The organism is Kosakonia sp. MUSA4 (assembly GCF_013085925.1).
GTDB lineage: Bacteria > Pseudomonadota > Gammaproteobacteria > Enterobacterales > Enterobacteriaceae > Kosakonia > Kosakonia sacchari_B.
This window is the reverse complement of record NZ_CP025697.1, coordinates 907,035-932,147: the sequence shown is the minus strand read 5'-3', so window position 1 is coordinate 932,147 and position 25,113 is coordinate 907,035. Positions and strand designations below refer to the sequence as shown.

Annotated in this window: 23 protein-coding genes and 1 pseudogene; 5 read left to right on the top strand and 19 right to left on the bottom strand. The window is 48.1% G+C overall.

The annotated features are described in order from the left end of the window. Positions 1 to 51: 51 nt before the first annotated feature. The 16 genes and pseudogenes from C0557_RS04360 to C0557_RS04285 form a co-directional block, all read right to left on the bottom strand. On the bottom strand, positions 52 to 729 hold the full coding sequence (locus C0557_RS04360; protein ID WP_208657617.1) for a hypothetical protein: 678 nt from the start codon (positions 727 to 729) through the stop codon (positions 52 to 54). A gap of 15 nt (positions 730 to 744) precedes the next feature. Beyond that, a complete protein-coding gene (locus tag C0557_RS04355; protein WP_208657616.1) occupies positions 745 to 2,151 on the bottom strand; it encodes an AMP-binding protein in 1,407 nt (468 codons plus the stop codon). Positions 2,152 to 2,161: 10 nt separating this feature from the next. Continuing rightward, entirely contained in the window at positions 2,162 to 3,448 is a 1,287-nt protein-coding gene (locus C0557_RS04350) for a beta-ketoacyl-[acyl-carrier-protein] synthase family protein (RefSeq protein ID WP_208657615.1), read from the bottom strand. Positions 3,449 to 3,461: 13 nt separating this feature from the next. Further along, positions 3,462 to 4,526 carry a hypothetical protein gene (locus tag C0557_RS04345; protein WP_208657614.1) on the bottom strand — a complete coding sequence of 355 codons (1,065 nt, stop codon included), beginning with the start codon at positions 4,524 to 4,526 and terminating at the stop codon, positions 3,462 to 3,464. Next, positions 4,526 to 4,915, bottom strand: coding sequence for an acyl carrier protein (locus C0557_RS04340; protein WP_208657613.1), 390 nt, complete (start codon positions 4,913 to 4,915; stop codon positions 4,526 to 4,528). Before C0557_RS04340 ends, C0557_RS04345 begins: the two co-directional genes overlap by 1 nt. Then, positions 4,915 to 5,694 (bottom strand): SDR family NAD(P)-dependent oxidoreductase, encoded by a 780-nt coding sequence (locus C0557_RS04335; protein WP_208657612.1) that lies wholly within the window; start codon positions 5,692 to 5,694, stop codon positions 4,915 to 4,917. Before C0557_RS04335 ends, C0557_RS04340 begins: the two co-directional genes overlap by 1 nt. A 445-nt stretch (positions 5,695 to 6,139) precedes the next feature. Next, positions 6,140 to 6,931, bottom strand: coding sequence for a LytTR family DNA-binding domain-containing protein (locus C0557_RS04330; RefSeq protein ID WP_208657611.1), 792 nt, complete (start codon positions 6,929 to 6,931; stop codon positions 6,140 to 6,142). Beyond that, positions 6,924 to 8,009 (bottom strand): sensor histidine kinase, encoded by a 1,086-nt coding sequence (locus C0557_RS04325; RefSeq protein WP_208657610.1) that lies wholly within the window; start codon positions 8,007 to 8,009, stop codon positions 6,924 to 6,926. Before C0557_RS04325 ends, C0557_RS04330 begins: the two co-directional genes overlap by 8 nt. A 102-nt stretch (positions 8,010 to 8,111) precedes the next feature. Beyond that, entirely contained in the window at positions 8,112 to 9,365 is a 1,254-nt protein-coding gene (locus C0557_RS04320; RefSeq protein WP_208657609.1) for a hypothetical protein, read from the bottom strand. Continuing rightward, positions 9,362 to 10,108 carry an outer membrane lipoprotein-sorting protein gene (locus tag C0557_RS04315; RefSeq protein WP_208657608.1) on the bottom strand — a complete coding sequence of 249 codons (747 nt, stop codon included), beginning with the start codon at positions 10,106 to 10,108 and terminating at the stop codon, positions 9,362 to 9,364. The genes C0557_RS04320 and C0557_RS04315 overlap by 4 nt, the downstream gene beginning before the upstream one ends. Continuing rightward, a complete protein-coding gene (locus C0557_RS04310; RefSeq protein ID WP_208657607.1) occupies positions 10,101 to 11,360 on the bottom strand; it encodes an FtsX-like permease family protein in 1,260 nt (419 codons plus the stop codon). Before C0557_RS04310 ends, C0557_RS04315 begins: the two co-directional genes overlap by 8 nt. Next, on the bottom strand, positions 11,348 to 12,031 hold the full coding sequence (locus tag C0557_RS04305) for an ABC transporter ATP-binding protein (RefSeq protein WP_074776926.1): 684 nt from the start codon (positions 12,029 to 12,031) through the stop codon (positions 11,348 to 11,350). The genes C0557_RS04310 and C0557_RS04305 overlap by 13 nt, the downstream gene beginning before the upstream one ends. Positions 12,032 to 12,232: 201 nt before the next feature. Then, positions 12,233 to 12,443 (bottom strand): annotated as a pseudogene (locus C0557_RS27635) (IS3 family transposase); the annotation flags it as partial. After that, positions 12,410 to 13,225 (bottom strand): carbohydrate ABC transporter permease, encoded by an 816-nt coding sequence (locus C0557_RS04295; protein ID WP_074776925.1) that lies wholly within the window; start codon positions 13,223 to 13,225, stop codon positions 12,410 to 12,412. The gene C0557_RS04295 and the pseudogene C0557_RS27635, both read right to left, overlap by 34 nt. After that, positions 13,225 to 14,097, bottom strand: coding sequence for a carbohydrate ABC transporter permease (locus C0557_RS04290; RefSeq protein ID WP_208657606.1), 873 nt, complete (start codon positions 14,095 to 14,097; stop codon positions 13,225 to 13,227). Before C0557_RS04290 ends, C0557_RS04295 begins: the two co-directional genes overlap by 1 nt. A gap of 57 nt (positions 14,098 to 14,154) precedes the next feature. Further along, positions 14,155 to 15,495, bottom strand: coding sequence for an ABC transporter substrate-binding protein (locus C0557_RS04285; protein ID WP_208657605.1), 1,341 nt, complete (start codon positions 15,493 to 15,495; stop codon positions 14,155 to 14,157). 527 nt (positions 15,496 to 16,022) lie between these two features. On the opposite strand from C0557_RS04285, the gene C0557_RS04280 reads away from it, so the two are divergent. Both C0557_RS04280 and C0557_RS04275 read left to right on the top strand, forming a co-directional pair. Continuing rightward, entirely contained in the window at positions 16,023 to 16,622 is a 600-nt protein-coding gene (locus C0557_RS04280) for a GNAT family N-acetyltransferase (protein ID WP_208657604.1), read from the top strand. 12 nt (positions 16,623 to 16,634) lie between these two features. Next, entirely contained in the window at positions 16,635 to 17,726 is a 1,092-nt protein-coding gene (locus C0557_RS04275; RefSeq protein WP_208657603.1) for an ABC transporter ATP-binding protein, read from the top strand. Between the two features lie 258 nt (positions 17,727 to 17,984). Here C0557_RS04275 and C0557_RS04270 read toward each other — a convergent pair whose 3' ends face one another. Next, on the bottom strand, positions 17,985 to 19,106 hold the full coding sequence (locus C0557_RS04270; RefSeq protein ID WP_074776920.1) for an ROK family transcriptional regulator: 1,122 nt from the start codon (positions 19,104 to 19,106) through the stop codon (positions 17,985 to 17,987). A 28-nt stretch (positions 19,107 to 19,134) separates the two neighbouring features. Continuing rightward, positions 19,135 to 20,001 (bottom strand): BadF/BadG/BcrA/BcrD ATPase family protein, encoded by an 867-nt coding sequence (locus C0557_RS04265; RefSeq protein WP_371813260.1) that lies wholly within the window; start codon positions 19,999 to 20,001, stop codon positions 19,135 to 19,137. A gap of 281 nt (positions 20,002 to 20,282) precedes the next feature. Here C0557_RS04265 and C0557_RS04260 point away from each other — a divergent pair, with 281 nt between their 5' ends. Then, entirely contained in the window at positions 20,283 to 21,434 is a 1,152-nt protein-coding gene (locus C0557_RS04260) for a Gfo/Idh/MocA family protein (protein ID WP_074776919.1), read from the top strand. A 411-nt stretch (positions 21,435 to 21,845) separates the two neighbouring features. Beyond that, a complete protein-coding gene (locus C0557_RS04255) occupies positions 21,846 to 22,151 on the top strand; it encodes a hypothetical protein (protein WP_208657601.1) in 306 nt (101 codons plus the stop codon). A gap of 364 nt (positions 22,152 to 22,515) precedes the next feature. Here C0557_RS04255 and C0557_RS04250 read toward each other — a convergent pair whose 3' ends face one another. Further along, the gene (locus C0557_RS04250) at positions 22,516 to 22,698 is read right to left on the bottom strand and encodes an integrase core domain-containing protein (protein ID WP_371813259.1); all 183 of its coding nucleotides are present in this window, start codon (positions 22,696 to 22,698) and stop codon (positions 22,516 to 22,518) included. Between the two features lie 387 nt (positions 22,699 to 23,085). On the opposite strand from C0557_RS04250, the gene C0557_RS04245 reads away from it, so the two are divergent. Further along, positions 23,086 to 24,909 carry an acyltransferase family protein gene (locus C0557_RS04245; RefSeq protein ID WP_208657600.1) on the top strand — a complete coding sequence of 608 codons (1,824 nt, stop codon included), beginning with the start codon at positions 23,086 to 23,088 and terminating at the stop codon, positions 24,907 to 24,909. Positions 24,910 to 25,113 lie beyond the last annotated feature (204 nt).

Here is a 25,113-nt window from a genome sequence, read left to right as displayed (position 1 = left end):
CCAATATTCCTCTAAATATATTTATGGCTCTGCCACAGGAGTGTTAAAAAGTTAACCGGGTATTGCGACGTTCATCTCTTCATATAACAGATCATCTAAAATGATTGATGTTAAAGACGCATCCAGCAAAACGACGGTTATTACGGATTGCTCAAGGTAATAGCAGTTACAAATAAATATCTTCCCCTTAAATTCGGATACCTTGCCAACATAGCGAAAAACACATCTCACCCGGTTATGTGCAACTAATAAGTAATCATTGATATCAAAAGCACACGCAGAAATGGCGCACAGTGCCTTATATAAACTCTCCATACAGCTGAATATCGTGGTGCATAAGCGGTTATCCGGCACCTGTCCCACCGGGAAACGGCAATATTTTTCACAGTAGTTCAACATAAATGGCCTTGGTGCTTTCGCCTTTTCGATAAATTCGATATCAATCCCGACAGAATGAATCCGCGGATCGTTATTCACCAACATAACGCTTTTATTCCGTCCATGGCTTACGGAACTGTGTGCCACATCTACGCCAGGAAAAATCCTTTTAAATATATCAACAAAAAGCACCCTGGCCATTTCACGATACAATATCTTTTCCGCTGTACGCTTTGTTGAGACCGGCAAATAACGATGAAGCCTGTCGATATGCAAATAAGCGGTATAAAAAGAGTGACTTACTATGCACAGATAATTATTTGCATGACGATTAACATACACTTTATTCATGTCATGGTTTTAATTCTATACTGCACATTTTATCTTCCCTGTTTTTGTCGTCGCGATTTCTCTGACATTTATTTTAAATGCATACTGATACCATTTATCCGTTAATATCTTAGTGATTATCTTTATCTGCGCACTGTTCGCGGACATATCAAGATTGAGATAAAGCTCGCCGTTCTGCGCTTTTGAAAAATAGTGTCGTAAGCCACCGGCGTACTTCACAATATCATTTGAAATAAGCTGAACCGGAATAAACTTGCCATTGTGTTTGAATTCATTCACCGCTCTGGCTATCCAGTAGTAGCATTCGGCTTCATCTTTCACAAACAGATCGCCGGAATCAAACCATTCCGCGCGCGGTTTTAATTGCAGATAACTATCAACATAGCCATCACAAGCGAAAGGCGTTTTATAAAACATCCGGCACACCGAATCAGACGCCTGCGAATCGACGGGATGCAAATCAATTTTGATGCTGTCCGTCATGACTTTACCGGGCGCCACCACGCCATATTTGCTGGTTTTTTCAATATCACCCGGCGATCGGATCTCATTATGAAATAAGCGAGGCCCGGATTCGGTCTGGCCGAAGTTATTCCACAACGTATTGCAGGATGAAAGGATACTCGCTGCCTGCACGGTAAGCAGACGATCGGATGCATTCAGGATATTGTTTACGTGAATTCGGCTTTTGGTAAAAATTTCGCTAACAGGCAGCATCCAGTCACCGATTAAAGGCAAATTAGTAATGCTGTAATGGGAAACAAGTTCACCAATATTGCTGATGTGAAATTTTTCAAATACCAATTTACTTTCCGACAAAAACGCACACAGCATGGTTGAAAGGCCATACATATACTGCACCGGGAAATAACACAATGAGCGATCTTCATTGCCGAGCTTAAGATACTGGCTCACCGCGCATGCGTTTTCAATCAGTGTATTTTCATGATACTGGATCAGCTTCGGTGTACTGGTTGTTCCGGAGGTGCAAAAATAAAAGCGTGCACATGGAGACTCAGTAAAACCATCAAGCGTCTCGCTCGCGAGCGAAGGATTGCGATCAAACGAGATATTAATCCGCTGGTTTATCGTATTAATATCTCTGACTTCATTGCTCATAACAAAAGCCGCAATGCAATCGGTATCCACCAGCATATCAACAATGCCAAGGTCATGAACATTCACTATCCAGGCTTTCAACCTGAGCGCAGAAGCAACAAAATAGCTGATCATTCCTTCGAAATTATTTCTAATCACAAAAACAAACAGCTTATTTTGTTCCGCCTGCGGGCGCTGACGAAAATATCTGACCACGCTACCGGCACAGCCCTTTGTCATCGTAGCTATATCTTCTGACGAATATTGACTGTCATGACAAATCACTTGCCAGTTTCTTTCTAATAAGGAATGCATTGTTAGCATGATGTCTACCTTACAGATATTTTGGATTTCCTAAAACCAGACTGCCTGCGCCACCACCCATACCAAATGAGTTTTTCAATGCGTATTTAAGCGGCCGGTGCTGATGCTCCTTCACAAGCGCAATGCCATCGGGTAATTGCGGATCGGGTTCATCGCAATTCAAAATTTTGGGTAAGAGATCATGCTGAAATGAAACCAGCACGCCCAGAATTTCCATTGCCCCGGCTGCGGCAATCAGGTGCCCGTGATACGATTTCGTCGCCACAATCGCCGGGTTGTGTTCACCAAAAACTTTTCTGATTGCGCTGGCTTCGTGCTGGTCATTTTGTAATGTCGATGTTCCGTGCGTATTCACAAAGTCAATCGTATTACGGTCAACCCCCGCATGTTCGATGGCCCGCTCCATCGACAATTGCATTTCGAGATCGTCTTGATGCGGCATCACAATATGCTGCGCGCAGAGTGCGCCCCCATAGCCCAATAAATAGGCCAGCGGCTTGTCCTGCCGCGCCAATACGCTGGATAGCTTTTCAATGACGAACAGACCCGCGCCTTCTGCTAAGACAAATCCGCTGCGGTGCCGATCGAAGGGCCGCGAACGCGCGGTGCCACAATAGTGTTCATCGGTCGAGATCACCCCCATTCCTTCTAAGCGTGCAAGGTTCAACGGCGTAACTTTGGCGGAAACACCGCCGCAAATTGCCGCTTTAATTTCACCGCTGCGGATGGCTCGCATAGCCAGGCCGATACTTTGCGTAGAAGCCGAGCAGAGACCTAAATGTGCAAAGCTGAGACCCGCGAAAGGGATGATGTCATGTATCGTTTTCAAAACGGCAGTGGTATCAAGATCGAGAAAATCACCAATTTTAAAATGCTCCAGCGCGGCATCGACCAGGCATTGTTTATCCGCATCGGCGGGAACCTTTTCCGAGAAACCGATGCACTGTTCAATATCGATCGCCGGTTCATCGATTCCCACGATGCAACCAATTTCTTCCGCAGAATAATACGCCGGCAGCCGCAGCCGATCGTGCAGCCGCTTTGCCGCTAATCCGGCGTAAAAAAGCTCGCCGTTTCTGAAAGGGCTTTTTTTAGGCCAACTGATTGCGGCATTGCCTTCTACAGGGATACCGGCTTCATGTGTCTGAAAATAGTGATGATCAAACTTCTTTATCTCCCGTATACCGCTTTGCTCATTCATAAAGCTGGCGTGAATTTCATCCAGATTGCTGCCTAATGGCGTGACGGCGCCATATGCACTGATACATAAAGTATCTGCATCGAAATGGGTATTCATTGTGATCCGTTCCTCAGCGTTTAATTAACCAAATGTTCCCGATACCATAATTGATACCAGCGCCATTCAGCATGACCCGGGCTCCTGAAGGAATAGCGGGATCATTAAGGCAGCATAAAATATCCAGTATATTATTGAGTTTCCCGGTGTAGCCGGTTTTCGCTTTATAATTGATAATCCTGGTCCGGGGGAAAAATTTCTCCAGCGCAGAATACTCCGCTATTTTTTGCGCGCGAATACCGTTGTTATAACTGATAATAACATCCGGTTCTCCCTGTTGCGTTCGCTGTTTACCCAACAGACTTTCCCAGTCCTCTTGTTCAAACCTGACTTTGGGGCAATAGCGAACAGTGACAGAAGTTAATTCAGCCAGCGCATTACGGCTGTCATTGTCTAAAGACATCACCGCCGCCCCCCAACTGGGGATAATACCGGACGCATCCGCAGCATTTTGCCGGATTTCACCAAACTTTTTAAAAACGGCCAGGCTATCGAAGGTCAGCATATTTGCCGCGCTCACCACCATTGCCCCTTTTTTTGCCGTTGAGTTAACGATGTCAGCCCAGGCCAGTTTCAATGCCACCAGGCCACTTAACGATGCGGCGCGTAACGGCGTACCCTCCTCATGATCGCGTAATAATTTTGAGGTGTGATACAGCACATTTGTTGGCAGTAATCTCAGCATATCAAGAGGGTTATTCATCTCTTTATAGTGCTGGATATGTTTCCAGACTGAACCATCATCGTTATATTTACGGCAAATTTCAAAAAGCGTAGTAAAACTGTGCTCTTCACTATCACATGCCGTATAAAGAAAGGCTTTTGCATGCTCGTCCAGGCACTCTTTGCTTTTAAAATCAATCAGCGCATTGATTGCCATTTTTGACATCGAGTTCAGTACTGCGCAGTCCTCTCTGCTGACCCATTTTTTTTCCACCACCGACGGTGTCGAAGAATTATAGTAGTCCAGATCATGAGGGTTTATTTCTCCCTCCGCAGCCAGTAACTGGCTCAGCGCCGCACTATGGGTGGCAAATTGCTGATGCACACCATAGTTTTTTATATAGACCTTTTCCATCACGCGACCTGCGCTTTAACGGCTGATATTTGTTGGTTGATATAGTTCAGCGTGAAATAGGAGTAGAGCTCCTTGAACTGAATTTTTTTATCAACAGCGTCTGATCCTTTTAAGCCCAGCAGGTTGTTGATTTCAGTAAGGCCTTTGCTGGTCCACTCTTTGGTATCAAATGAGTAGTAATCTTCGGTGGTCGCCCATTTATTCACTGGCCAAAGGCTTTCAGGGCTAACGTCAACTTTGAAGTGTTTTTTTAACTCGAAGGCAAAATCAATATAATCAATCGAGGTCATCCCGTAATCAGAGAACAATGACTTGTTCGGATCAAGCTCTTCAGCTTCATCCAGGTACATGATATCTTTAAAAATCTGATTAATTGTTGAAATATACATTAGATTATCCCCTCACCATTTCCGATCGTTAATGAAACGCCTGTAGTAATAATTGTGCCGTTAATAAATGAGCTGACGGCATTTGCGACATCTTCAGTAGCCAGCATTTTTCTCATTGGGATCGTTTTTTCTATGCTGGCGATACTTCTCCCTTCTTTCGCACAATAGTCCTGGAGCATTTTTGTTTTGATATAACCGGGGCTCAGGCATAGCGTCCTGATATTGAACCTGGCCATTTCCAGGGCGACACTGGAGAGATATCTTTCCATTGCTGCTTTTGTCGAACCGTACAGGGAGTTGCCCACGCTAATTTTTTTGGCAGCCACCGAACTGATAAACACCAGCTTGGTCTCTTTTTCTTTATACTGCTTCATCGTTTTGACGATGGTATTAAAAATTAATACTGCCGACAGATAGTTAAGACGCGTTGTGGTGCGAATATTTTCGGGTTTCAGCTCATCGCACAGACACGCCGGATTATTACCGGCACAATAGATTGCGACGTCTATTTTGATATTTTCTAAGGCCGTACAGAATTGCACGACGTCATGCTCGGAGGTCAAATCCAGCTGAACCGGCATAACAGCGCGTTGGTACCGCGCCTTCATATCGCTGACCACGGCTTCATTACTGAACCACGTAAAAACAACGAGATAACCATCATTAATTAATGAATCAATGACATTCCGTCCTATCTCAGCAGTACCTGCCACTACCAGTGCCAAAGGTTTTTCATTATATGCAGGATGATTTATAACATCGGTAAAGATCTGGCTCATGACACTTCTCCTTGCTTATATTTAAGCGTAACCATGAATCTTCTATTGCAGCTCAAAAATTGAATCATCCATTCTCAATACAAACACAAGCCCTGAGAAGGCTATATAAATAAGCAATGTCTGATTACGTTTTAAAATATCATCTAATTTTACAAAATCAATTACTTTTACTTTAAAATATTTACAGACAAATAAAAGAAAAAAGGAATTCAATCACAAGAGTTTAATATCCACCAACAGTCAGATATTAAATAACCTGTAATTCAGGCAATAATCATCCGCAGGTATTTTTCGCAAACAAATTTGCTAATACCTGGCGTAAGCTATTATTAAATATAGTTATTGCTGCAATGGATATTTTTATGCCATACACTATTTTCCTGATTAATAACCAGCATTGATAATGTGCATTTAGCAGTAAACGCGATCTCTGATCTTTTATTATTTAGATGTTATAGAGAAATTTGTTCTGCATTGCCCGACTGACTTGTAACACATGCCCACCAATGATTAATTGAATCTTACCGGTACAGTCTCGTTTTATTTTTTCAATGGCATTAACGTTGACGACAACAGAGCGATGGACCTGCCAGAACTCGTCCGGATCGAGCTGTAGCAACAGTTCCCGCAGCGAACCGCGCAGCAGGAAAATGTCTGACTGCGTTTTACCTTTTTTATACAGCGATATGTACTTATCTTCCGCCTTAAAAAACTGGATATCCGAACAATGAACTAATTCAATATCCTCGCCTTTTTGCACACGAACCCATTTCAAATAACTTTTATGTTCAACGGGTAGAAAGGACTGAAATTTTTCGAATAATGCATTCAGATCGGGTGTGGTTTTATCTGCCGTCGTCTCATTCAGCCGCTGCTTCATTTTCAACACACATTGTTCCAGCCGCTTTTCATTCAGCGGTTTTAACAAATAGTCGATGGCATTGGTTTCAAATGCCCGCACAGCGTACTCATCATAGGCCGTCACAAATACGACTAACGGAAATTTATCCAGCTGGCTGATCCTGCGTATTAACGTCATACCATCCATTTCCGGCATACGGATATCCAGAAAGGCAATATCAGGCTGCTCTTCAGCGATGGCATCAAACGCTTCTTTCCCGTTTTCACAGCTGGCCAGTATGTCCAGCTCAGGCCAAACATCTGCCAGCATTTTATTGAGCTGATATCTCAGTAAAGGCTCATCATCAGCAATAATTGCGGTTATGTTTTTAGTCATTGCGCATTTCCGGCGTTGAATTGGTTACCATTAGCGGGATGAAAATTTCAGCAGTGACGCCCTGAGTCGGATTTTCTTTGATGCGTAACCGTGCCTTCCCCATATAGATTGCATCCAGCCTTTGCCGGATATTCTCCAGAGCCAGACCATGCCCACCGGATGATGGCGCCATAGAAAGACCGCTGCCATTGTCAATAACCTGGATACAGGCGCCTTCGGCCTCTTTTTTCACCGTCACTTCAATAGATCCGCTTCGGTGTTGCGGTTCGATACCATGACGAATGGCGTTTTCAACCAGGGGCTGAATTAACATCGGCGGAATAAAAAAAGCACCGGCGCTAAACTCATTCCTTATTTTGTAAACCAAACGTGCGCCGAGCCTTATTTGCTGGATAGATAAATAGGCATCGATTAGCGCCAGTTCCTCATCAATATTAACAAAGTCGCTGCGATTTTTTTTCAAGGCCCCGCGTAATAAGTTCGTCAAATTAACCAGTAAAAGTTTTGCCAGCGCAGGATCTTTATCAATTAAGACATCCAGATTCGCCATGGTATTGAAAAGAAAATGCGGCTCTATTTGGCTCTGGAGCTGTTTGAGTTGACTTAGTGCCAGCGCTTTCTTTTGCTCTGATTGCTGGCGCTTTGCGACTTCGAGCGCGTTCTGCGCTTTTAATTTCTGTTCGTGGATATAAAAGAAAGTGAAACTCACGATGGCCAGAATGAAACCCGGAGCCAGCGTCGAACGTTGATTCAGAAAGAATTCGTTATAAGATAATGGGCTAAACCAAAAATAGGCATTAAGGCTGCCAAACAGGATGCAACAGATGAAAGAGAGACCGTTAATTTTTGCTTCAGACAGTGACGGCTTCATCCATCTCAGCAGCAATGCGCTGAATAAGGCGCTGTAACCATAACCAAAACTAATAATTATTTTTCTGAATAATAAGGACGCCCAGTTATGAGATAAATCTGCTGGCGATTCAAACAAGATGAGTATTCCGGCAACGCCCATACAGTACAAACTTGTTTGTATTAGCTGAGTGCGAAACTTTTGGCTTACTGGTAATAGCCTGCGCATCCCGAATGTCCTTTTAGCTTTATATTATGGTGAAACTTTCCACTCATATTTCTCTGCGTTAACCTGTTTCCCTGCTTTATTCAGAAAATCATATCATATTGATTAGAAATTTCCTTTAAGATTTATAAAAATCAAATCCCGATCCGGCATGTTGGCATACACGGAATTTCCCGCACCGGTATAAAATCGGCTGGCCAGCTCAATCTTTATATCAGATTCTCCTGACTCATACAGCGGATATGAGAGCCTTGGGGTTGCGACCAGACCACCATCGGTTGGCGAAACCAGTAAATCCAGGCTGGGTTCTAATTTTTCAAGCCACAAATATTTGGGATGTAAAGCAGACATATTCATCTTAAAGTGCAGCATGACGTTCTGTGCAACTAAACTGGTATTGTCCAGCCCCCAGGAATAACTGCTGGCCAAACCTGTTGTTGCCGGATGCTGCGAGAGTTCGTCTGCGCGCTGAAATGCTTTCTTCCACATACTCTTATCCCAACTACGCCCGTCGTACCAATATTCACCGATAATATTCAAACCCGTGGTATTGGCCCAATTGAAACCCAGCAAAAATTGATACGAATCATTACTTGTTCCCCACCTGACCGGCTCATTCATATCGCCTTGCTTATAAGACTGATAACGCTGCGCATAGGCAAACGAGCTGTGCAGCTCCAGTGCCGGCGTCAGGACAGCAACGACGGAACCCCCAACAGTACCGCGATGCACCTGATCAAAGTACATCACTCCCTGGAGTTCTGTACTCCCGACCAGGGCATAGCGCCGAAGACCGATGCCGTGCTGTTTTTCCGCCAGCCGGGCCTGATCCGTATTGGTTGAGGCCCAGGACTCATCGGTTGCCACCAGTTCCCATTGACCGACACCATCAAACCAGGAAGCCGTGGCCGCGCCAACACCTTCGTCAACCTGTATCCCTACCGGGTTGCGCTCGTACGACTTAAAAATATCCAGGGGACGAAATCCGTACCCGACATCCCAGTCCAGCCGTTGTTTCCCGATACTTAAATCAAGCGGCACGCCTGCCAGTTCGGCTTCTGGCTGCCAAAATAACTCCTGCACAATCAACTTCTTAGTAACGGAGTCCTGGCTGTCGGTTGTTAAAAGATTATTGCCTTCGAGGGCAAATGTCCCGCTTACGCTGTTCCATTCGGCTGTTGCCGTGACCAGCGAATCCAGAGACTGTATCGACCCACCCGCAGTGTCGTTTAACTTCGTGTGGCAATATTGTTCACTTTCAAAACTGCTTTGCCATGTCCAGTTAACATCAAATTTTGCTTCAGCCCGCGCGCCAACAATCAGCATGGATAATAGACATAGGCGACCCGAAGCGGTCACAGATCTACCCTTGGCTGCTGAATTAAATAGGCCGGATTGTAATATTTTTCATCCAGCTGATAGGGCACGACATTCTGGTAATCAATGACCGTTTGTTTCTCCGGCTGTATGCTATCCAGCAATGTCATTGAAACTATTTTTTGCGGATGAAGCGGGTTATCCGCAGTAAAAATTGCCTGCTTCGCCATCTTTTGTGACAGCAAATAGAGGTCTGCTTTTAGCGGGAAATCGTTCGTTGCATCCAGCCATAACTGAATTTTAGCGTAGGTTTCACCTGCCGTTTTTGCCGTCAACTCAAGGTGATTCGCCATGACGTGTTTATTTTGTATCACGATATCCTGCGTCCCTTGCAGCGTTCCCTGATAATGTTCACTCCAGTTGAGGGTAGAAATATCACCGACGGACGCATTGCCAAGGAGTTTTTGTATGGGCGTGATTCTGATTGGCCGACGACTTTGCGGCATTAACAGCCAATAATTATCACCGAGCATCAGTAATTTCTGACCCTCCTCGGCTTTCGATTTAAATAATACCAGTGACTCGCGCATTGGCCGGATATACACATCGTACAATCTGGTGGTGTCGAGTTCATTATTTTGATAGAGCTTAACCTCGGTGGTAACTTTTGCATAAGGCTCTCTGGAACGATATTGATCCGCTTTTGTTAGCATCTGTTCCACTGTTTCTGCCTGAGCGGAAAAAGCAATTCCCCCGGCTAATAACAATGCTAATATTTTACGCATAAATCAGTGCCTCAATGATCGGTTTCTTCACACCTTTTCGGGCGGCAAACCACGCAACAACAAAACAAATAATGGCGACGGCAAGCGCCACGCTGATAAACAATTCCGCAGAGAAATAAATATGCAGCGGGTAACTTTCTGTTCTGCCCGGTGCAGGCGGCATTCGGATATCAACGACCGTTAATAACATCGCCAGGCCAGCGGATAATCCGCCGCCCACAATGGCTCCGCACATGGCCATTAATCCTGCTTCCAGCAAAAAGCCGTGAATAATTTCCTGTGGATAGGTACCCAGAGCGGCCAGCGTGCCTATTTCACGGGTTCTTTCCGTTACCGACATGGTCATGGAGTTAAATAGCGCGGCGAAGACCACCAGGGCCATTACGCCACCCATAATGGCGAAAATGCGGTTATATAAATTTTTAACGCCATCATAAAAGACAGCTAATTTTTGCCACGGTGTCGTGATCACCGGCTCTGCCAGTTTTAAGGTATGAAGTTTTGCATCGATCTGTTTTTGTAGCACCGGGGTTTGCGACGTTTCAAATAAATAGACCGACAACGTACTGACTTTATGCGTGGCAAGCAGCGCCTGCGCGGCAGCAATATTGATATAAAGCTGCCGTTTATCCAGCTCCGGAACGCCAGTCGAAAAAATGCTCTGTACTTTAAAATCCATAGCATTAAGCACACCGTCCGTGGTGGTTGATAGCAGTGTCACCACGTCGCCAACGGTCACTTTCAGGTTTTGCGCGAGGTTCGCGCCCAGCATCACCTCAGGATCGTCTTTTGCCGCCGAATCGTCACGCTGGGGAGATAATGGCTTGCCGGATTTCACCGCCAAAAATTCACCCTTAATGGCAAATTCCTGAGGATCGATTCCGGTCCCCATATAAATTGTCGATTTTCGTCCGTTGCTGATTAAACCATTAAATTCAATGCGCGGCAGAATGGCATGAATTCCCGGAATTGAAACCAGTGTTTTACCGATGATGGAATAGTCAGATAAGCCATTATCCAGCGGTATCTCTTCTTCCTGCTCAAAATAATTCGGCTGACTCAGCGTGATATGACCTATGCTCATCGCCGTTTCCTTCATGAGCGATTGATAGGTATACAGGCCAAAGCCGCCAGTACAACATAATGCAAAGACCACCACGGCGATAATCAGAATTGACAGCGTCGATCTCCGGCTATTACGTTGCAGGTTGAGCCATGCGCTTTTAATACTGATTGGCATCAGGCGTTCCATTGAATCTCCTCAGAGGAGATAAGCCCATCAACCAGATTAATATGTCTGTCGCATTGGCTTGCCATTCGTGGGTCATGCGTCGCGATCACGAACGTGGTGCCCATTTCGTGACCGAGCGTTTTCATGATCTGAATAATTGTGTTGGCTGAATGGCTATCCAGACTGGCTGTCGGCTCATCGGCAATCACTAACCGGGGTTGATGTACTAACGCTCTGGCAATCGCCACACGCTGTTGCTGGCCCCCGGACAAACGCTCCGGACGATATTGCAGAAAATCTTCCAGCCCGACTTTCGCCAGCATTTGTTCCGCTTTTTCTTTTTTTACTTTCGTACTGAATTTATTCAGCGTTAAGGGATAGGCGACATTTTCGATAGCGGTCATTACCGGGATTAAATTGAAACGCTGAAAAACAAAACCCAGACTGCTTCGGCGTAATGCGGTGGCTTCTTTAACTTTGCGGGGAAAAGGTGTGCCATCGATAAATGCACTTCCCTGATAGTTCATATCAAGCATGCCCAGAATATTCAGCAAAGTACTTTTCCCGGAACCCGATGGACCGCACAGTGCCACCATTTCTCCCGGGTGGATTTCGCCATTCACGCCACCTAATGCCTGTACCGTTTGCGACCCCAGCCTGTAGTCTTTTTTAATGTTAGAAAATGACAACATAGCCATTCCCCTTGTAGATGCATGAATTAATGGCACCCAATCTAAGGAGTGTCGCCAGCAAAAACTACCGCATGTGACGAACGGCAATAAGCGGGGATGAAAGGCAATATAGTGGGATGAACTGAAACGCTGCGCGCCGGATGCGACCTCATCGACCGGCGATATTTTTTAAGCACACAGCGCGTAAATAGATCTGTTTTAGAATATCGATACCTGATGCGTTGTCCGCTCACGCATAAAGACTGCCTCCAGCGCTTTTTTCGATAACGTCTTTCAGTGCCCGGTTTTCAAAACTGAGATCAGCAAGCATCTGTTTGAGATGGCGGTTCTCGTCCTCAACATTTTTTATATCTGACGTTTCTGTACCACCGCAGGTGCTTATTTCACCGCGCCTTCGGTTACGCCACTGATAAATTTACGCTGGAATACCAGAAACACCGCCACCAGAGGCAGTATGACGATCATCGCCCCCGCCATCAGCACCGGGATATCAATGGTGTTTTTATTCTGGAAAAACATCATGCCGATCGGCAGGGTACGTAGCTCATCTTTGTTCACCAGAATCAGCGGGATCAGAAACTCGTTCCAGGTCCAGATAAACAGCAGCAGCGCCAGCGTCGATAACGTTGGCCAGATGGCGGGCACCAGAAGGCCCCACAGAATTTTGCGCCGTGATGCGCCGTCCATCACCGACGCTTCCACCAACTCACGCGGCACCTGTTGCAGTGCGGTGGCGATCATCAGCGTGGTAAACGGTAGCGACAGGGCAATCTGCGGCAGGATCAGTGCCAGGTAAGTGTTGGTCAGCCCCATCCAGCGCAGCTCGTGGTACAGCGGGATAATAAAAGCTTCGCTCGGCAGCACCATGCCAAGGCCAAGCAACGCCGCCACCACCTTTTTGCCGGGGATCTTCAGCCAGGCAAAGCCGAAACCGGCCAGAATACCGAGCAGAATGCTGCAAATCACCACCGGGATCACCACCAGCACCGAGTTCATAAAGTAAACGTTGAAATGGCCCTGCTGCCAGGCAGTGACGTAGTTTTTAAAGTTGAGCGACGCAGGCAAAGTAAAGACACCCTGGAACAGCTCCATCTGGGTTTTGAATGAGGTCATCAGTGCCATCAGGAACGGCATGATGGTCATCAGCGCCACGATCCAGATAAGCGCGCGAAAAACGGCTGGCGTGCTACGCATCAGTGACGCTCCCGAATAGCAAAGTGGATTAACGCATTGATCAACAACACAATCATCATACTGAATACCGCAACGGCCGAGGCATAGCCGAAGTAGTGCAGGTCAAAACCCTGCTTGTACATAAAGAGATTGGTGACCATGGTCGAAGTGCCCGGCCCGCCCTGCGTCATCACATAGACCAGATCGAAGGCTTTCAGGCTGGCGATCACCGTCAGCAGCAGCGCGATACGTAGCTCGGGGCGCAGTGACGGCAGCGTGATACGCATAAATTTCTGCCGCCGCGATGAGCCATCCAGATCGGCCGCCTCCAGCAACGAGGGATCCATACGCTGCAACCCCGCCATAAACAACACCAGACAAAAACCAAAGAAATACCAGGTCGCCACCAGGCCGACAGCAGGCAATGCCCAGTTGAAATCCCCCAACCATGACAGCGCCAACTGCGGCAGGCCAATCGCCCGCAAAAACTGGTCGAGCGGGCCAAATGCCGGGTTGTACAACCAGCGCCACACCACGCCAAGAACTGCCATCGGCATGATATAAGGCAGGAAGAAGAAGATGCGCAGCAGGCTACGCTCTTTATTATTGCGCGTTTCATACAGGAAGCTGCACAGCAGCAAGCCGACACTAATCGGCAATAGCGTATAGAACAACATCAGCAATGCGTTATTGCCCAGCGCCACCCAGAATACCGGATCGCTGAACATGCGCATGTAGTTACTGATGCCGCTGAAGACTGGCATGGAAGTGCCATCCCAGTCGGTAAAACTGATCCCCAGCGACGCCAGCAACGGCACCAGCAGAAAAACCGCGTACACCAGCACCGCGGGCAGGAGATAGAGCGCATTGCGCCAGGCAGATTTGTTCAGCATAACCGTACTCGTTTGCGGGCCTGTCAGCGGCCCGGCATCACTGCCGGGCCGGAATTATCAGTGCTTCAGGGTTTTCAGGTAGCTTTGATAGTTGTCATCGAACCTGGCGACCATCTGGTCGGCGGTTTGCCGCCCGGCCAGCAGTTGCTGCACGTTCTGATTCAGTTCGGCGTTCATGGTCGGGGTCGCCCAGTCCACGTAATGGCCGAGGCCATCATGCTGGTTCAGCGTTACCCAGACCTGATAGGTCTCGGCCAGTAACGGATTATCAGCCGGGATTTGCGCATTTTTGCTGGCGCTGGCGGGCAGAAAGCCCACTTTCAGCCAGCGGTTCGCCATCTCATCCGACACGATATAGTCGATGAACTTTGCGGCGGCATCCTGCTGCTCTTTGGTTTTCGCCGTGCTGGTGATGGAGTACGCCAGGTCAGTCCCTCCCACCATCAGCGCGTGCTGCACCCCCGCGCCCATCGGCATTGCAGCAAAATGAATATCTTTATTGTCTTTGAACTGCCCCAGATACCAGGTACCGCTCACCAGGAAGGCGGCCTGCCCGTTCTGGAACAGAGTGGCGGCATCGTCATGGCCAATCCCCTGGTAACCAGTGAAGAAATAGCCTTTGTCGTTCCAGCTTTTCATCATGTTGGCGGCCTTCACCAGCTTGTCATCTTTAAAGGTACCGCCCACATCGTAAATCAGGTCATCGAGTTTTTTACGGTCGCTGCTTTCGATCTGCGCTTCCCAGAGAGTACTGAGCAGTTGCTGGCCCATGTTGCCATCCAGCAACCCCAGCATCATTGGCGGGGTGCCCTGCGCTTTCAGTTTTTCCATCGCCTGTTCCAGCTCAGCGAGAGTTTTTGGCACGGCGACACCGGCTTTATCCAGCAACGCTTTGTTGTAATACAGGCCAACCATTTCACCGAGGCTGGCGACGCCATACAGTTTGCCGCTGCCGAAGTCCTGATTATCGGACCAGCGGTTGCGTTTCAGGATTGAATCCGGGAAGCGCGTTGTCCAGCCGTAGGTTTTGGCGTAATCATCCAGCGGCCAAAGCAGCTTGTCTTTCACCAGAGAACCCATGTCGCCACCGCCCTGGTTAACCTGGGCGATCTGCGGGCCATCACCCGCTGTCAGCGCCAGTTTGAGCGGGATGCGGGTATCTTCAAAGGAGTGCACAGAGCGCTGGATGACAATGCCAGGATTCTGTTGCTGAAACACTTTGATCGCTTCATCCACCGCTTCTGTCTGCTGCGGATAGTTATAAATGTCCCACTCATTCAGAGTCACCGCCTGCGCCGAGGTCATCGCTGCGCCGAGCAGCACCCCCGCGGAAACCAGACGAGACAGGGTGCGAAGAGAACTATAGAAGTACTGCGAACGTACGGTCGAATCACACATAATGCTCGGTTTCTCCAACAGATGACTGGCATCCCTTCATCTCGGCACCCGCAGTTCCCGCAGGCTGATTCAGCAGAAATAACGCTCATATCCATACTTACTTTATGAACAAAATAAAGTCAAACCTGTGCAACAAGGAATTTTTGCTCTGTGATGCAGTGCGAAAAGTGAGAAGAAAAGTGGGGTAATCAGCAGGGAATGCTGCTTAATTAGCCAGAACGCCGATGCAACCGGTCACGCTTTACGTAAGCTCAGCATAATTCACTCGCGTTTTTAAAGTTCATTAACTTACTGATAGAGCATATGAAAATCGTATAGTTATGAATATCGCTCACGGGTTAATGTTAAAAAGCCCACGGATTAAAGGCTTGCCGCTGCATCATTGCCGCATTGTCGCGTTGCTGGTCATGCGCTGCGATTATGTTTAGCGTTTGCTTTGCGGGACAAGGTAATTATTACATCTTGAAAACTAAGTACGCTTTCATTACCGTAAAAACTGTCCATTTCCTGACCACAGAGGCTCCACCATGACGGCTGAAGCTGTTATTCGTCACGCTACCGAGGCGGATTTTCCCGCGCTCTCGCGTATTTGTTTAGAAACCGCCAATGCCGGAAAAGACGCGACAGCGCTCTATTCTGACCCCGCCCTGCCCGGCCTGCGCTTTGTGATTCCCTACGCACGTTTTGCGCCGGATTTCGCGCTGGCGCTGGAACAGCAGGGCGAGGTCGTCGGCTATGCGGTGGCCGTACCAGATACCCGTGCCTTCGAGGCGCTGCTGAGCCAGCAGTGGTGGCCGATGTTGCAGGCGCAATATCGTGGCTATCCGGCCAGCGCCCCGCTCGACAGCAAAGTTCTGGATGCCATCTTCCAGCCGGAAGCCGCCGCCGATCTGTTGGTAAGCCAGTGGCCCGCACACCTGCATATCAATCTGCTGCCACCCGCTCAGCAGGGTGGCTGGGGGCGCAAACTGATTGAGCAACTGCTGGCGCTGCTGCGCCAGGCGGATGTGCCCGGCGTGCACCTCGGCGTCAGCCTGCAAAACGAGCAGGTTTGCGGTTTTTATCAGCGCCTTGGCTTCACGCCCATCGTGCGCAGCAACGCCATTTATATGGGCCAGTTACTTTAAGCGAGACACAGTATGACCAGCCTGCATCTGCAAAGCGTTAAGAAGTCTTACGAGCAAGTGAACGTGATTCACGGTATCGATCTCACTATCAACAGCGGTGAATTTGTGGTGTTTGTTGGCCCCTCGGGCTGCGGAAAATCGACGCTGTTACGCATGATTGCCGGGCTGGAGGAGATCAGCGATGGCAAACTGCTGATTGAGGGCGCGGATATGACCCACCAGCCAGCGACCGAACGCGGTATCGCCATGGTGTTTCAGTCCTACGCGCTTTACCCGAATATGACGGTGCGCGGCAACCTCGCTTATCCGCTGGAAGTGATGAAGCGTCCGAAAACCGAGATCGCACAGGCGATTGCGCAGACTGCGGAGCGCCTGCATCTGACCGAGCTGCTCGATCGCCTGCCCCGTGCTTTGTCAGGCGGGCAGCGTCAACGCGTGGCGATTGGGCGCGCCATTATTCGCCATCCGCGTATTTTCCTGTTTGATGAACCCCTGTCGAATCTGGATGCCGAGTTACGTTTGCAGATGCGTATCGAAATCGCCCGGCTGCACGCCTCATTGGGTAACACCATGATTTACGTCACCCATGACCAACTGGAAGCGATGACGCTGGCCGACCGTATTGTGGTGCTGCGTCAGGGCCGTATTGAACAGGTCGGCGCACCACTGGAGTTGTATCACGACCCGGACAACCTGTTTGTCGCCGGATTTATTGGTTCGCCGAAGATGAATTTCTTACCCGCAGAAGTGGCCGCCATCGCTCCCGGCGAAGTGCAGCTGCGTGTGCCTTCTCTCGGCCTTCACGCATTAACCATGAAGATTGACGCCGCCTGCCATGAAGGGCAGAAAGTGACGCTGGGCGTGCGTCCCGAACATTTTCAGCCTGCCGATTCAGCCAGCGCGCCGCTGAGCTTTAGCGCACCGCTGTCGTTCAGTGAGATGCTGGGCCACACCAATTATCTTTATCTGGATGTAGGCCTGGAGCGGCTGCTGGTGATTGAGGAGCGTAATGTGGCAAGCCATGAGATGGGTGAGCCGGTGCATTATCAACTGGATGCGGGGAGTTGTTTGTTGTTTGATGAAGGAGGAATGCGGTTGCGGTGAAGGGTGCTGCGCGTGCAATAGCTGCAGTTTAGCGCCGCAGGACTCCCCCGCCAGACGTGACGGAATTTCACTCCCGCCGCGCAGACCAGCCTGAGTTCGACATTCAACCGGACTCAGGTTGGTTTCAGATTGATACGTTTATGGTTGTAATAGCGGGTGCAGCCATACGCGGACCTTAGCAATCGCGGCCTGCAACAGCCTTAGCCTGAGGCGAGCGAAACCCGCGCAATGCAAGATAACGCGATACAGCGCAAATTTTTACGACGCGATCTCTTCATCCGCCTGTGCGGCCAGTAAATCCAGCAATTTATTCACCGCAAAACCCGCCGCGCCCTGCGCCCACATCCGGTTTGACTCGGTAATAAACTGCAACGGCGTCATATGCGGCGTCAGTTTCAGGCGATAGGTCTGGAAACTCTGGGTGATATTATCCAGCAAAATGCGCGACGCCATTTGTGGCTCCATCGCCAGATAGACCACATCGGGATCATAGGCAATCGACAGGTTTGCCAGCGACATGCCCAACTGATGCCCGGCTTCCGCCAGCGCGCTCAGTACCTCCTGCGTCGGGCGCATATCCAGATCGCGCAGCGCCTGTGGCACCTCATCTTTCAGCGTGGCGGCCACCCGTTGCAAAATCGCCTGCGATGAGGCGACATCTTCCAGCAGGCGCTCGGAGCCATCACCCAGCAGAGCATTGCCAATCTCACCCGCTTTACCATGGCGACCGCGATAGAGTTGGCGATCGAGCAGAATACCTGCGCCAATCCCTTTACCAAAGGTGGCGATAATCGCCGATTGCGCATGACCGAGCTGGCCAAATACCAGTGCCGCCATTGCTAAAGCGTTGGCGTCATTTTCGATAAATACCGGCAGCGAGAAGCGTTCCTCCAGTAGCCGGGCAATAGGAACGTTATCCCAGTCCAGCACGCGTGAACGCACGCAATAGCCATTACTGGCATCCACCAGACCAGACAGCGCCAGGCCGATGGCGCCCACCTTTCTGTTCTCTACGCCGCGCAGAAACTTCGCCAGCGCATCACCCAGCTGTTTCGGTGTCATGGCCCCGGAAGGCATTTGCTGCTCGCCAATGATATTGCCGCCCAGGTCGGTCAGCACAATCAGATTACGTTCCGCATTGAGCTGAATGCCGATCACGCTGGCGTGGTCGGGATTAAGACCGAGCAAGGTTTTGGGACGCCCCATCGAGACACGTCGCAGCCCCAGTTCCTGTACGATGCCCCCGGTCAGCAGGCGATTAGTGGCCTGCGAGACCGTTGACATACTCAGGCCGCTGCGCACCTTGAGATCGGACTGGCTGATCGGCGCATTTTCGACAATCAGCCGCAGAATACGGGCAGTTACGTTCGGAGCAATCATGGTTCTCTTTATCAGCAGAATGAAAAGGTTATGCGGGTTGGTTCACACTGAACTGGCTGGCAAGCCGTAGCGCACCGCTCAGCGCATCGCCCTGCGGTGGCACCAGTAGTGCCGCGATATCCGCCGCAAGCCACGGCTGGATCGGCGCGGCCAGGCCCCCCATCAACGCCAGCTTACCGTGGCTGCGCGCCAGTAGCGGCTGTATCATCTGTGCGATATCCGCAGCGGTTTGCTGAACCAGCGCGACGCCATGCACATCACTCGCATGCGCGGCGGCGAAAACGTCCGGCACTATCCGCCCCCAGTCGGCTGGCGTCGCCTGACGTGACCAGATTAGCATCTGTTCCGGGCTGTCGTGGTAATGCGCCATAATGCGTTGCGTCAGCGCCGAGGACGGCACAATGCCTTCATGGGCCAGCAGCGCCAGCCGGAGCGCACGTCGCCCCAGCACCGCGCCTGAACCCGCATCGGAAAGGGCAAATCCCCAGCCGCCGAGTAAGGTAAACTGCGTACCATCCCACGCTGCGCCCTGGCTGCCGGTTCCGGTGATAAATACCGCCCCTGGCGCGCCATTATGCGCCCCGGCGCAGGCCGTTTCGACATCGGTAAAAACATAGCGCGACTGGCAGACCGGCTGCCAGCTCTCCAGACGTGCTTTGACCGAGGCGACATTCGCCCCGGCGAGACCCGCCACCAGCACGGTTTGTGCCCGCGCCGCGGCCGGTAATGCCGCCTGAGTGAAGAGATCGTCAATCACCCGATCGATAGCGTCAATCGCCGCTTCAAAGTGCGACCAGACATTGGCTGGCCCGCCGCGCGCTTCCGCCAGCAACTGCCCCTGAGCGTCGGTGAGACGTCCACGACAGCGCGTACCACCACCATCAATACCCAACATCAGTGACTGCACGCGCTTCCTCCTGCCCTGCACCGCTCGGGATGACCCTTTATAGATGTGCGAAAGATAGGGTAAAAAAACTTAAATCGCAATAACAAATAAATATGAAAGACACAACACCAAATAAAAATGATTAAAATCATATAAATAATAAAAATATCGCTTTTCGCGCTCAGGATATTCATTGACATTAGTTTTTCTGCCGTAATAAGTTAGCGGTCAGATTATCAGCAGCCTGATGGGTCGGGCAGCGAACAGGCAACGGGCTTCAGGGGTATAACATGAAAGTGGGCATTATTGGTCTTGGCTTTCGTCTTTCCCATGTGGTGAAAGAGTTCAGCAAAGCCGATACAGAGTTCTCAGTAGTGGGTTATGTCGATCCGGCTCCGGCGGGTTTACCCAATCTTCACACCTTCGGCATCGATCCCGGCAAGGCATTCGACAGCATCGACGCACTGTTGAGCCATGGCGGTTTTGATCTGCTGTTGATCGGCTCACCGAACTTTATGCATCTTGAGCATATTCGTCAGGGGCTGGCAGCGGGTTATACCGTCTTCACCGAGAAGCCGGTGGTCATCAATGAAGAACAGACGATGTCGATGGCGCGGCTGGTGCAGCAGTATGGTCACGAGCGTATTCTGGTCGGTCTGGTGCTGCGCTACTCGCCGCTGTACCACGACCTGTTGATGGCGCGTGATGATAAACGCCTCGGAGAGATCACTTCCATCGAAGCCACCGAACATATCAAGCCATACCATGGCGCCTTCTTCCAGCGCGACTGGCGTCGTCTGGAGAAATACGCCGGTCCGTACATTCTCGAAAAATGCTGCCACGATATCGATCTTTATCAGGGCTTGATGGGTGAACGCCCGGTGCGCGTCGCCAGCTTTGGTGGCCGTAAATCCTTTACCCCGCAACACGCGCCGCAGGGTGCCGTCACCCCTGATTCCGAGGTGTATCACGTCAAACCGAGCGGCTGGTCAAGTACCGACGCGGTGTTTGATAGCGACGCCGATATCGTCGATTACCAAACAGCCATCATTGAATACGCCGGTGGCGCCACCCTGGCCTTTCACGCCAACCTCAACGTGCCGGATGAGTTCCGTCGTTTCTGTGTAATGGGCACCGACGGCATGGCGGAAGGTGACTTTGTGCGTAACTATTTCCGCGTACACAACGCCCGTACCGGTGAGCGTGAAGTAGACACCACCTACAGCGGCAACGCTTACGATGGTCACTATGGCGCTGATGCGCTGATGGCCGAAGAGATTGTGAAACACATTAAACAGGGAACGCCGCTGAAAGTAACGGTGGTGGACGCGCTGGAAGCCGGACTCACCGCGATTAAAATCGACGAAGCGCGAAAATCGAAAACCGTGGTGGATATGACAGAGAGCTGGAAACAATTTGACGCCAGCCTGGGGAAAAAGTAGCCCTATAACGGCTACAGTCTCGCGATCCCAGCCCCCTGATCGCGAGCTTTGTCATGGCGGTACAGACTGGACATCTCCTTTACCGGCCTCCTGGCCGGTTTTTATTTCTCACTCAAAACCACGCCCTGTGGACAGGCTCATCAATAGATTTTCGCTTTGCCTGATAGTATTGAGATCTTTTTCTGGCTTGCCGCAGCGTGTATCACCCTTAAACCCGATGTTGATGATGGAAGTGAAATCGCGCGCACGTCGATCCATCGTGAATAGCGGGCATAAGAGAAATTATTAATCATTCATCAATGGTTACCAGAAAAAGCGTAACATGTGTTTTTTTGTATAAAATGTTCTTATCGTTTTTTTGTAAGTTAGTTATGTTTTTTTACCTATTCCCGAATCAGAAGGTGACGCGCAATGAAACAATTAAGAATTTATACATTAAAAGATAAAGAAAGCGCGGAAAAATATTTCCGCACTTGCTGGCCAAAGCATATGGTGAGCTTACCGAAGTTTGGGATCTTCATTAACAGCGTATATCTGGGTGGCAATGAGCAAGCTAATCAGGTTATCGCTGTGGTCACGTTTCCTGAAGAGTGTGATGTTAACCTTTTAAATCGCCAATATATGCAAAGTCAGGATTTTAGCGAAGACATGCATGGGTTCACTATGACAGATATAGTTCGGGTTGATGAAATTGAAATTAGCGAAACGCTTTTTTAACAGCTTTTATTGCAATAGCTGACCAGCACAACCCAACGAGGCAATATTTTTCCAGCAATAACTCATTTGAAAGATATTCGCTACTTCAGAAAATTGAACAGACCTTCTGCCAAAAGCAGAAGTTCTGCTTCTGGCTGTGGATTCAATGGGTCGATAAGAACTGCTGCAGTGTCGCAGGCAGTACGTGATTACTTAGAGGGAAAAGATTAGGCGTAATTCCTTATGCGATCCCCATCAGCGAAAGACCACCTGATGTTGCATGAGACGGCCTCCGAAGATAATCCAGTCATAATGAGGAATAACCGGCTTCATGTTGGTTGTGTATCCTGGCAACCGGCAGACTTCTCAGCAAATTCTGACGGAGTCATCCATCCCGGCGCAGAATGGGGACGCATCTGGTTATAGTGTATGACCAGGCCTCGATTTTGCCCCGCGTCTCCTCCAGCAACATAAACCAGCTCTCGTTCAGGCACTCCTGGTGCTGACGGCCGTTGAGCAACTCCACTGTGCCATTATCTGTCGGTATTCCCGGTCGGGAAAAGTCAATGCGTATCCCCCACTAGCTCGCGAACAAAGCCTGCAGTGCACAGGTATCCCCTGGAGATTTTATCTGAATGGCTATAAAAATGCTGTGTAGATGTCTGGTTTGCGTGGCATAAGATTATTCCCAACAACCACTTATTAAGTATATAATATTACCGTTTGATTATGTCGTTCAAGTGATGCGGTAGACTTTTTTAGCTTAGACATTTCACCAGGACAGTAAATACACTGACACCATAAACGAAATCATATATAGTTTACTCATTATTCACATGAAAAATATGGAATAATGCATTAGCGGTTCATGTTACGAAAATTAAGCAGTAAAAGTATCATATATAACTTGTTCTTTTTTAATATATTTTTGATTACGGGCACGGAATAACGAATAATGGCACAAACTTCATTTCGTCATGATATCAACTGGCTTAGAGCATTAGCAGTTATCGCTGTCGTTTTATATCATTTCAAAACCCCCTACTTTAATAGTGGATTTATTGGTGTTGATATATTTTTTGTGATTTCAGGTTTTTTAATGACAGGAATAATAACAAAAAAAGACAAACCAATTACATTAATAAGTTTCTATACATCACGGTTTTTACGAATTTTTCCAGCCTTATGTTTCGTTGTAATTTTTATGATGATTGCAGGTTTTTTTATACTAAGCACCAAAGAGTATGAAGAACTAAATATAAACGCCATTGCATCATTACTCTTTTTCTCAAATAAATACTATGCATTACATTCAAGTTATTTTGATACATCATCTGAAAATAACTTTTTCCTTCACACATGGTCTTTATCTGTTGAGTGGCAGTTTTATTTACTTTATCCAATTATCATTTTACTCATAAATAAAATAAAGATCCCTATCAAAATAGCATTATTAACTCTATTTATTATATCATTCACCTCCGTAGCATTTAACTTATTCAGAAATAATGAAAACCTTTTTTACTCCCTATCAGCACGTGCCTGGGAAATGGTGTCTGGTGGGCTGATATATGTTTTTAGCGGCCATCATGGAAAATTAAAGAGCAGGCCTTTCTTAACTATAATAGGTACTCTCCTTGTAATATATTCAATATATAATATTGATAACACCAATTCATGGCCAAATATTTACACAGCATTACCCGTTGCCGGCGCGGCAATTATAATAGCATCAAACAATCAGAACTCTCGTTTTATTCGCAATAAAATACTTCAATACATAGGTTCAGTATCATATTCATGGTATCTCTGGCATTGGCCCGTCATTGTACTAATGCGACATTATAATATCACCTTTTGCTTTATGAATATTGCATTTGGTATTCTTATATCTTTTATCATTGCAAACCTGTCATATCATTTAGTGGAAACCCCATTAAGGCAAAAACAAAAAGTAAAAACCGATTTAATTGCAGGCATATCAATAGTTGTGCTATGCCTTTTTTCTTTCTATACGAACGGCATGGCATTCAGACTCAAAGGTGATGTGAATGATATTGTTAGTTTTAGATTTAACAATGAAAAGTGGCGACCAGACACTTGCTTTCTCAACCCAACTCAAGACTATAGCGATTTTTTGAAATGCAACGATAAAATAACACACGAATCAATCGTTGTGTGGGGGGACTCCCATGCGGCACAACTTATGCCGGGTCTGATGTTATCCTTAAAAGGTGAAAATATAGCTCAGAGAACATCCAGCTTGTGTGGCCCACTTTTGAATGCCGAAAATAATCAAAGACCCCACTGCAAAAACATTAACACCCATGTATTTAATGAAATTTTACTCAGCAAGCCCAAATTGGTAATAATGGCTGCGTTTTGGTCACAGTATCCATTTAAAGACTACTTATCCAGCACTCTGAAAGAACTCAGTAAATCAGGAATCCGAACCCTTGTCATCGGGCCATTTCCTTTCTGGCATGAACCCTTACCTAAAGAAATTGAAATTCATGGTCTTAATGCACAAAAGACTTTACCAGTCGCTCTGTTTGAAAGTAAAAAACAAGTTCGTGATAATGATCAAAAAATAAAATCAATCGTGGAACATGATGAAAACGCGAAATATATATCAGCACTTGAAGTTTTATGCAATACCTCTGCATGTAAGGCTACAATAGGTGAGTCCCCGGTCATACCTATGCAATGGGATAATGCTCATCTTACTAATCAAGGTTCTGAGTGGTTTATTAATCAAATTGGCATTCAGATAAAATGATTATTATTTGAGGCCATTATCTGATGGCCTCATTTCTTATACTGTTGGTTCAGGTACTACCTGAATACAAATTTTCTCTACCTTGGTTATCACCTGATAGTTACCAACTCCACAGGCTAAGGTACTGCAAAAATTATCATTGTGTCAGTTTCTTCAGGCGTCATCACAAATGCATCGGTGGCGCAGCAAGGCGTATACACAACT

Coding starts and splice junctions, on each gene's coding strand:
- C0557_RS04340 (WP_208657613.1), bottom strand. CDS start 4,915: ATGTATATTTCAACAATTAATCAGATTTTTAAAGATATCATGTACCTG.
- C0557_RS04270 (WP_074776920.1), bottom strand. CDS start 19,106: ATGATTGCTCCGAACGTAACTGCCCGTATTCTGCGGCTGATTGTCGAA.
- C0557_RS04265 (WP_371813260.1), bottom strand. CDS start 20,001: ATGTTGGGTATTGATGGTGGTGGTACGCGCTGTCGTGGACGTCTCACC.
- C0557_RS04305 (WP_074776926.1), bottom strand. CDS start 12,031: ATGTTGTCATTTTCTAACATTAAAAAAGACTACAGGCTGGGGTCGCAA.
- C0557_RS04355 (WP_208657616.1), bottom strand. CDS start 2,151: ATGCTAACAATGCATTCCTTATTAGAAAGAAACTGGCAAGTGATTTGT.
- C0557_RS04350 (WP_208657615.1), bottom strand. CDS start 3,448: ATGAATACCCATTTCGATGCAGATACTTTATGTATCAGTGCATATGGC.
- C0557_RS04330 (WP_208657611.1), bottom strand. CDS start 6,931: ATGACTAAAAACATAACCGCAATTATTGCTGATGATGAGCCTTTACTG.
- C0557_RS04245 (WP_208657600.1), top strand. CDS start 23,086: ATGGCACAAACTTCATTTCGTCATGATATCAACTGGCTTAGAGCATTA.
- C0557_RS04335 (WP_208657612.1), bottom strand. CDS start 5,694: ATGAGCCAGATCTTTACCGATGTTATAAATCATCCTGCATATAATGAA.
- C0557_RS04280 (WP_208657604.1), top strand. CDS start 16,023: ATGACGGCTGAAGCTGTTATTCGTCACGCTACCGAGGCGGATTTTCCC.
- C0557_RS04275 (WP_208657603.1), top strand. CDS start 16,635: ATGACCAGCCTGCATCTGCAAAGCGTTAAGAAGTCTTACGAGCAAGTG.
- C0557_RS04360 (WP_208657617.1), bottom strand. CDS start 729: ATGAATAAAGTGTATGTTAATCGTCATGCAAATAATTATCTGTGCATA.
- C0557_RS04285 (WP_208657605.1), bottom strand. CDS start 15,495: ATGTGTGATTCGACCGTACGTTCGCAGTACTTCTATAGTTCTCTTCGC.
- C0557_RS04255 (WP_208657601.1), top strand. CDS start 21,846: ATGAAACAATTAAGAATTTATACATTAAAAGATAAAGAAAGCGCGGAA.
- C0557_RS04345 (WP_208657614.1), bottom strand. CDS start 4,526: ATGGAAAAGGTCTATATAAAAAACTATGGTGTGCATCAGCAATTTGCC.
- C0557_RS04310 (WP_208657607.1), bottom strand. CDS start 11,360: ATGGAACGCCTGATGCCAATCAGTATTAAAAGCGCATGGCTCAACCTG.
- C0557_RS04260 (WP_074776919.1), top strand. CDS start 20,283: ATGAAAGTGGGCATTATTGGTCTTGGCTTTCGTCTTTCCCATGTGGTG.
- C0557_RS04295 (WP_074776925.1), bottom strand. CDS start 13,225: ATGCGTAGCACGCCAGCCGTTTTTCGCGCGCTTATCTGGATCGTGGCG.
- C0557_RS04315 (WP_208657608.1), bottom strand. CDS start 10,108: ATGCGTAAAATATTAGCATTGTTATTAGCCGGGGGAATTGCTTTTTCC.
- C0557_RS04325 (WP_208657610.1), bottom strand. CDS start 8,009: ATGCGCAGGCTATTACCAGTAAGCCAAAAGTTTCGCACTCAGCTAATA.
- C0557_RS04290 (WP_208657606.1), bottom strand. CDS start 14,097: ATGCTGAACAAATCTGCCTGGCGCAATGCGCTCTATCTCCTGCCCGCG.